Genomic DNA, 6,633 nt, shown 5'->3' with positions numbered 1-6,633 from the left:
AGGCCGCATCGCCCTGGAGCTGGTCGCGCTCGCACATCGCGATCACCGAGACCTCGCGCCCCAGGGCGGCGAGCTCGGCGGCTGCGACAAAACCGTCACCGCCATTGTTGCCGGGCCCGGCCACGATCAGGATCGGCCCCTCCTCCACCAGCGCCTGGGCGGCCTCGGCGACCGCCTGTCCCGCGCTCAGCATCAGCTTGAAACCGGGCGTGCCGGCCGCGATGGCGAGCTGGTCCGCCCGCTGCATTTCGGCGTTGGTCAGAACTTCCATGCCACTTCCCTAGCACAATCGCCTTTTCAACAGGCATCTTCCGCGCCGATCCGACGCGGGGAACAACGATCTGCACACATATTGAACCGTTTGCCTATTTCGTAGTCTTCGCTATTTTGTGCAGGTTGGCGCCACCACTCAGAGATGCTCGTTAAAAGACTGATAACGCTCCAATAATCAGGGCATTTGCAACTTGGCATAGACCCTGCTTTCGAGGAAGCCGCTTCGGTTCGTCGTGCTCACTGGCATTTATCAGGTGTGTCGCCGGCCGTTGTTGCCGGACAGGTCAGGTATCCCGGCTTAGCGAAGACAAGATCGTGCGTTAAGAAAAGCGCATCCTGACGAAGACGTTGCTATTTGATCGAAAGGCCGGGAGGCGCGCAGTGAAGAAAATCGAAGCCATCATCAAGCCATTCAAGCTCGACGAGGTGAAGGAAGCGCTTCAGGAAGTCGGCCTTCAGGGCATCACTGTCACCGAAGCCAAGGGCTTTGGCCGGCAGAAGGGGCACGCCGAGCTCTACCGCGGCGCAGAATACATCGTCGACTTCCTGCCCAAAGTGAAGATCGAGATCGTGATCGGCGATGATCTGGTCGAGCGCGCCATCGACGCGATCCGCCGCGCCGCGCAGACCGGGCGCATCGGCGACGGTAAGATCTTCGTCTCCAACATCGAAGAGGCGATCCGCATCCGAACCGGCGAATCCGGGCTGGACGCTATCTGAGCCGGGTGCTATCCCGAATTTTGCGACACTCCGACTAGAATGAAGGCTGCTTCGGCGGCCTGATTTCGTTTGTGCGGTCGCGCAAAACTCGCCCGAGCGAGAATAATTTTGCTCATCTGGAAACCGACCCGCAGAGCCAAAAGGGGTATGCATGAAGACCGCCAAAGACGTCCTGAAATCGATCAAGGACAACGACGTCAAGTACGTCGACCTGCGCTTCACCGATCCGCGCGGCAAGTGGCAGCATGTGACGTTCGACGTCAGCATGATCGACGATGACATCTTCGCCGAAGGAACGATGTTCGACGGCTCCTCGATCGCCGGCTGGAAAGCGATCAACGAGTCCGACATGTGCCTGATGCCGGATCCGGTCACCGCGACGATCGATCCGTTCTTCGCCGAGACCACCATGGTCATCACCTGCGACGTGCTCGAGCCGACCACCGGCGAGCCCTACAACCGCGACCCCCGCGGCATCGCCAAGAAGGCCGAGGCCATGGTGAAGTCGATGGGCGTGGGCGACAGCGTGTTCGTGGGCCCTGAAGCCGAGTTCTTCGTGTTTGACGACGTGCGCTACTCGGCCGAGCCCTACAAGACCGGTTTCCGGCTCGACTCCTCGGAGCTGCCGACCAATTCCGACACCGAATATGAAGGCGGCAATCTCGGCCACCGCATCCGCACCAAGGGCGGCTACTTCCCGGTCCCGCCGCAGGACTCGGTGCAGGACATGCGCTCCGAGATGCTCGGCGCCATGGCCAAGATGGGCGTCAAGGTCGAGAAGCATCACCACGAGGTCGCGTCCGCCCAGCACGAGCTCGGCATGAAGTTCGACACGCTGACGCTGATGGCCGACCACATGCAGATCTACAAGTACTGCATCCACCAGGTCGCGCACATCTACGGCAAGACCGCCACCTTCATGCCGAAGCCGATCTTCGGCGACAACGGCTCGGGCATGCACGTGCACCAGTCGATCTGGAAGGACGGCAAGCCGGTGTTCGCCGGCAACAAATACGCCGACCTGTCGGAGACCTGCCTGCACTACATCGGCGGCATCATCAAGCACGCCAAGGCGATCAACGCCTTCACCAACCCGTCGACCAACTCCTACAAGCGTCTGGTCCCGGGCTATGAGGCCCCCGTGCTGCTCGCCTACTCCGCGCGCAACCGCTCGGCCTCCTGCCGCATCCCCTACACCGCCTCGCCGAAGGCCAAGCGCGTCGAGGTGCGCTTCCCCGATCCGATGGCCAACCCCTATCTCGGCTTCGCCGCGATGCTGATGGCCGGCCTCGACGGCATCAAGAACAAGATCGATCCGGGTCCGGCGATGGACAAGGACCTCTACGACCTGCCGAAGGAAGAGCTGAAGCAGATCCCGACCGTCTGCGGTTCGCTCCGCGAGGCGCTCGAAAACCTCGACAAGGATCGCGGCTTCCTCAAGAACGGCGGCGTGTTCGACGACGACTTCATCGACGCTTACATCGAGCTGAAGATGACCGAAGTCGCCCGCTTCGAAATGACCCCGCACCCGGTCGAGTTCGAAATGTACTATTCGGGCTAAGCGGCCCGAGCTACATGCGACAGTCAAAAGGCGCTCCGCGAGGGGCGCCTTTTCGTTTGGGTTGTTCACAGGTGGAGCAGCCGAGGGGCAATCCGTCCTGCACGCTAGGATCGGTTTCGCTTCGCTCTACCCGTCCTGCAGCTCACTTACGGATATCCGATGGAGATGCACCGTAGACGCGGCGAAAGGTGCGATTGAAGTACGAGATGTCGTTGAAGCCGGATTGATGTGCGATTTCGCTGATCGAGCGGCCAGCGAGGCTCACATCGGTCAGCATCCTGTAGGCCGAGGCCAGCCGCTGATTGAGGACGAACTCGGTAAAGCTCGTACCTTCGAGCTCGAACAGCCTGCGGACATAGGATTTTGAGATGCCCTGCTTGGCCGCCACGGCGTCCAGGCTGAAGCCGGGATTGCCGGACTGAGCGCTAATGTGGGCTTTTATGCTCCGCATTCGGGCGGCCGCAACGCCGCCCTTGTTCGCCATCTCGGCGGCATCCGGAGTCGCGCCCAGCAACAGGGCACCGAGGTCAAGCATATGGCTCACGACGGCCCGCCGCATTGCGGCGTTCGCGAGCGACTGTCTCTCATTGACGATGCCGAGATAATCCAGAAAGAGCGAAAGCGCCGGATTCTGCCTGTCGAGCGGTCTGCCGATGGCGTCGTCGAAGTTTCTGACCATGGGCGCAATCAGCGCGCGGCTGATCCGCCAGGTCACCACACGCCTCGCCGTGTAGTTGGTCGCAGTCCCCGGCAATCCATTCGTCGTCAGAATCGCGTCGCCGGGACCGAGATGCGTCTCGTGACCATTCTGGTTATGGGTCGCCGCGCCATCGCGGTTGAGCACGATCACCGGATCGTCGTTGTCGATCATCGCTTCGGTGTGGCGACAGAAAATCGGAGAAGCGGTCGCGACCGCCACGGACATTCCGGGCAGTGCACGCAACTTCATGTCAATCTGGAGCGCCGTGTCGGGCAACGGCTCGATCTCCAGCTTGAGAATTTCACGGCCGTAGATCTGGTGAAAGGCTTCCGTCCTGTCGTGCTCGGCAAATGCGGAGCTGGACAGCTCCAATGCGATCAATTCGTCGCCCGTATCCAACGCACCGCTCCATAAGAGTGAGATTGCCCGGCGCTCCTTTTGTCGCAGGAAATCCCGCAGCGTTCAAAGCCCTTTCAGGCCGCGCCTGCTTCGGCTCGCGCAGCGATGCAGGCTCGGCCTGATGCGACGTCGGCGCCGGACCGACGCGCCCGCCGATGTGGCAAGCCGATCACAGGTGATGGCAATCGTCGGACTTGTGGTGATCTGTCCAAGTCGGTGTAGCGCGTGCCCCAAGCCGAAGCGGCCCACTCCCAGTATAGCTCCTTGACGTCGCTCCAAAATGCGCGCGCCGGTTGCAGAGGGCTCAATGGCAATCACGGGAAAATTTGTTTCGGCTGTTTCAATTGGTCTTGCCTTGACGCAGGCGGCTTCAGCCGCGGACTTCCCCGTCAAGGCGGCAGCACTCCCGGCTCCCGCTTTCGACTGGAGCGGCGTCTATGTCGGCGTGCATGCCGGCTATGGCGGCGGCATGAAGGATTGGACGAACCAGCAACTCAACTTTCCCACCGGCGGCTTCTTGGGCGGCGCGCAAATCGGCATCAACAAGCAGATCGCCAGCCTCGTGTTCGGCGTCGAGTTGGAGGGATCCTGGGCTGACATCGGCGGCTCACAATCGCTGACGATCGGCAGCATGGGGCCGTTCTTCCTGGGCACGGTCACGGCGTCAGGCAATTCCAAAATCGAGGGGATGGCCACCGTCACCGGGCGGGCCGGCCTCGCCGCCGACCGCTGGTTTGTCTTCGCCAAGGGCGGGCTGACCGGGGCCTGGGAGAAGCATTCGTACAACCTGGCGCTCAACGATGCTTTCGGCGGAACGATTGTCGAGAACCTGAGTGCCCGCGAATTTCGCTGGGCCCCCACGATCGGCTTTGGCGCCGAATACGCCCTTGATGGCCGATGGTCGGTCAAGGCCGAGTACGACTACGTGGCGTTCGGCACGCGGACCACGCCCCTCGCCGGTCCGGCCACGTTCAATGGCGTACCTGTACCCAACTTCAGGCTGAACGAGCCGATCACGCAGGACGGCGTCCACCTGGTCAAGGTCGGAGCGAACTACCGGCTTGGCGCGACCACGGTCGATGCGATCTATCCGCCCGTCAAACCGGCGCCGGGCACCGACTGGACCGGCGCTTTTCTGGGCGTGCAGGGCGGTTACGGACTCGGCCACATGGAACGCTCGACGTTCGTTGATCCGGCCAATCCCGGAAGCGGCGCTTACGACGTGAACGGCTGGCTCGGCGGCGTCAACGGAGGCGTCAACGTCCAGTCCGGTGCGCTCGTCTTCGGCGTCGAAGCCGAGTGGATGTGGACGGGCCTGCGGGGCGGTCAGACTCTCACGGGTCCCGATGCGTTCTTCGGCGGCACTGCGGTCACCAAGCTCGACAGCTCGATTGACTGGCTGGCTATCGCCAGCGCCAGGGCGGGTTTTGTCGTCGGCGACCGACTGATGATCTATGGCAAGGGCGGCATCGCGATCGCCAGCGAGAGACACTCGGGAAGCACCGTCGAACCCCTCCCCGCTGTGGCCGGGCTCTTCACGGCATCCACCAGCGGAACGGCCGTGCATTCCGGAATCGCCGTTGGCGTCGGCGCCGAATACGCGCTGGGCGGCAACTGGTCGATCAAGGGCGAGTACGATTACATCAAGATGATCGCGCAGCAGCATACCGACACCGGTATTCTGACGCTCAGTGCAGGCCCTGGGACGGATCAGGGCAATATCGCCCCGGGAGCAGACAAGGTCGGTCAGACTCTGAATTTGTTCAAACTGGGAGTGAACTACCACCTCAATCCGTTGCCCGGCCTGGCCACGGCACGCAACTGATCGGAGACAAAGTCCGTCTCACCGGCACTCGCGTCCAGAGCTCACGCCGTCTTGCGCTGCGGCGTGACATGATCGAGCAGTCCCGCCCCAGCCGAAGACGATGGTCGGGCCCCTCGTCCGCGACGACGTGCAGTCGCCGCGCCTCTCACGTGCAAAAATGCGCTCTACCACGTCGCCGTGAACGCCCGCTGCAGCTCGGCCGGCGCCGTCACGCCGCCCGCGATCAGCAACTGGGTGAGGACGCGAGCCTTTTGCGGATTGAGGTCCTCGGACACGACAAAACCGTTCTTGTCGTCGTCGACCTCGACGTTGCGGGTGACGAAGCCGGATCGAACCCGCGTGGACCGGACGACGATGATGCCCTTCTTCGCCGCCGCCTCGAGCGCATCGAGCGCCGGCTTCGACGTGTTGCCGTCGCCGACCCCGGCCAGCACGATGCCCTTGGCGCCGTGGGAGATGGCGTCCTCGATCGGAACGGCATCCATGTTGGCGTGCGAGTAGACGATCTCGACGCGGGGCAATTGCTCGCCGGCCGGGAGTTGATATGTCGTCCGCTTGAAGCCGCCGGCCTGGGTCATGAACCGGATGCCACCGGCGGTGTCGACATAGCCGACCGGGCCGTCATTGGCAGAGCTGAACGTCTCGATGCTCGTGGTGTTGGTCTTGGTGACCGATCGGGCGCCTTGAATCTTGTCGTTCAGCACGGCCATGACGCCACGGCCGCGCGCGCGGGGATCGGCGGCGACCTGCACCGCCTCGTACAGATTGCCGGGGCCGTCCGCGCTGACGGCCGTGGCCGGACGCATCGAGCCGACGATCACCACCGGCTTGTCGCCGCGCACCACGTTGTCGAGGAAGAACGCCGTCTCCTCCAGCGTATCGGTGCCATGGGTGATGATGATTCCGTCGGCTTCGTTCTTGTCGAAGGCATCCTGGATGCGACGGGCCAGCGCGAACCAGACCTTGTCGTTCATGTCTTGCGAGCCGATCGACGAAATCTGCTCGGCGTTGATCCTGGCGAGCTTGTCCAGGCCCGGCACCGACGCCATCAGCTGTTCGCCCGTGATCTGGCCGGATTTGTAGGCGCCGGTCGCGCGCGCGTCGGCCTGCCCTGCGATGGTGCCTCCGGTCGCCAGCACGAGAATGCGCGGCAGG

6 protein-coding genes are annotated in these 6,633 nt (G+C 62.9%); 3 read left to right on the top strand and 3 right to left on the bottom strand.

Annotated elements, in window-relative coordinates; translation table 11 throughout:
• Window positions 1-271: NAD(P)H-hydrate epimerase (locus MOV75_RS22905; protein ID WP_309486960.1), on the bottom strand; the 271-nt coding region annotated here is incomplete at its 3' end.
• A 383-nt stretch (window positions 272-654) separates the two neighbouring features.
• Between MOV75_RS22905 and MOV75_RS22900 the strand changes: the two genes are divergently transcribed.
• Window positions 655-993: a P-II family nitrogen regulator gene (locus MOV75_RS22900; RefSeq protein ID WP_007603495.1), complete on the top strand. Its 339-nt coding sequence runs from the start codon at window positions 655-657 to the stop codon at window positions 991-993.
• Window positions 994-1,144: 151 nt separating this feature from the next.
• On the top strand, window positions 1,145-2,554 hold the full coding sequence (gene glnA, locus MOV75_RS22895) for a type I glutamate--ammonia ligase (protein WP_246929819.1): 1,410 nt from the start codon (window positions 1,145-1,147) through the stop codon (window positions 2,552-2,554).
• Window positions 2,555-2,696: 142 nt separating this feature from the next.
• Here the strand turns inward: glnA and MOV75_RS22890 are convergent, their stop codons facing one another.
• Window positions 2,697-3,626 carry an AraC family transcriptional regulator gene (locus MOV75_RS22890; RefSeq protein WP_258719560.1) on the bottom strand — a complete coding sequence of 310 codons (930 nt, stop codon included), beginning with the start codon at window positions 3,624-3,626 and terminating at the stop codon, window positions 2,697-2,699.
• 334 nt (window positions 3,627-3,960) lie between these two features.
• On the opposite strand from MOV75_RS22890, the gene MOV75_RS22885 reads away from it, so the two are divergent.
• Window positions 3,961-5,478, top strand: coding sequence for an outer membrane protein (locus MOV75_RS22885; protein ID WP_246929815.1), 1,518 nt, complete (start codon window positions 3,961-3,963; stop codon window positions 5,476-5,478).
• 164 nt (window positions 5,479-5,642) lie between these two features.
• Here MOV75_RS22885 and MOV75_RS22880 read toward each other — a convergent pair.
• On the bottom strand, window positions 5,643-6,633 hold a 991-nt coding region (locus MOV75_RS22880; protein ID WP_247006666.1), incomplete at its 5' end, for an asparaginase.

This window comes from Bradyrhizobium sp. PRIMUS42 (assembly GCF_023006515.1).
GTDB lineage: Bacteria > Pseudomonadota > Alphaproteobacteria > Rhizobiales > Xanthobacteraceae > Bradyrhizobium.
This window is presented reverse-complemented; position numbering and strand designations above follow the sequence as displayed.

What these genes read in the sequence shown, in the direction of transcription:
- glnA (WP_246929819.1), top strand. Translation starts at nt 1,145, where the DNA reads ATGAAGACCGCCAAAGACGTCCTGAAATCGATCAAGGACAACGACGTC.
- MOV75_RS22885 (WP_246929815.1), top strand. Translation starts at nt 3,961, where the DNA reads ATGGCAATCACGGGAAAATTTGTTTCGGCTGTTTCAATTGGTCTTGCC.